At 65.3% G+C, this 1,520-nt stretch carries 1 protein-coding gene; it reads right to left on the bottom strand.

Annotated features, from left to right (window positions below; translation table 11 throughout):
• Nucleotides 1–1,520 (bottom strand): chemotaxis protein CheA (locus tag IVA81_RS20830; protein WP_247321398.1); only part of this gene is annotated, 1,520 nt, incomplete at both ends.

Raw genomic sequence — 1,520 nt, 5'->3', positions numbered from 1 at the left:
CGCACCAGCTCGACCACCGAGAGCTGCGGAATGGCGAAGCGGTCGCCGGCGGCTTCGACGATCAGGGCCGAGACGATCGCCAAGGTCAGCGGGATCTTGATGGTGACCGAAGATCCTTCGCCGGCGACCGACTTGATGTCGATGGTGCCGCCGATCTGGTCGATATTGGTGCGGACCACGTCCATGCCGACGCCGCGGCCGGAGACCGAGGTGATGGCGGCCGCGGTCGAGAAGCCGGGCGCGAAGATGAACTTGTGGATCTGGGCTTCGCTCATCTTCTCGAGCTCGGCCTCGGTGACGAGACCCGACGAGATCGCCTTGGCCTTGATCCTCTCGGTGTTGAGGCCACGGCCGTTGTCGGCGATGCAGATGATGATGTGGCCGCCCTCGTGATAGGCGGAGAGGCGAATGGTGCCCTGCTCGCCCTTGCCGCTGGCAAGGCGCTCGGCGGGGGTCTCCAGGCCATGATCGGCGGAGTTGCGCACCATGTGGGTGAGCGGGTCCTTGATCAAATCGAGCACCTGGCGGTCGAGCTCGGTGTCGGCGCCGTGCATCTCCAGCTCGATCTGCTTGCCGAGTTCGCTTGAGAGGTCGCGGACGATGCGGGGCAGCTTCTGCCAGGCATTGCCGATCGGCTGCATGCGCGTCTTCATGACGCCCTCCTGCAGCTCGGCGGTGACGTTGGACAGGCGCTGCAACGGCACCTTGAACTCGGTGTCCTCGTTGCGGCGGGAGATCTCCAAGAGCTGGTTGCGGGTCAGCACCAGCTCGGAGACCATGGTCATCAAATGCTCCAGCGTATCCACGTTGACGCGGATCGACTGGTTGGCGATGCGGTCGCCTTCGCCGACAGCCTCGTCGGCCATCGACTTCTTGACCGCGGGCTTGTCCTTGGCGGGCTTTGCGGCTTCCTTGGCAGTTTCCTTGGCAGTTTCCTTGGCAGCTACCTTGGCAACAGGCGCCGGGGCTTCAGCAGCGGGCTCAACCTTGGCGGCGGGCGCTTCGATCGCGGTCTCGCGGAAGGCGCGCTCGAGCTCGTCGAGCGAGACTTCGCCCGGACGCAACGGGCGCTCCAGGGTCTGGTCGATCAGCGAACCCGTGGTCATGTCTTTTGCCGGCGCAGGCGCGGCAGCTACAGGTGCTTCCGGCACCAGCGGCGGGGACTCGGCGACGGGAGCAGCAGCACTACCCGCAACCATAGCCGCCATGCCCTGCTCGACCATCGCCTCCAGCTTGTCGATGAGGTCGCGGTCGTTACCCTCGGGCTCGGCTTCGGTCGCTTCCAGGCCGGCGAGGATTTCCTTGATGCGGTCGATCGAAGACAGGATCACCGTCACCGCCTGCCCCGTCACCGGCATGCCGTCGCGGAATTTGCCCATCAGCGTCTCGCCGGCATGCGCCAGCGCTTCAAGCCGCGGCAGGCCGAGGAAGCCGCAGGTGCCCTTGATGGTGTGGACCAGGCGGAAGATGTTATCCAGGATCTTGGCGTTGTTCGGCTCCTGCTCGAACTTCACCAGCTG

Origin of the sequence: Bradyrhizobium sp. 141 (assembly GCF_023074055.1) — a bacterium.
In the GTDB taxonomy this organism is placed as follows: domain Bacteria; phylum Pseudomonadota; class Alphaproteobacteria; order Rhizobiales; family Xanthobacteraceae; genus Bradyrhizobium.
This window is presented reverse-complemented; position numbering and strand designations above follow the sequence as displayed.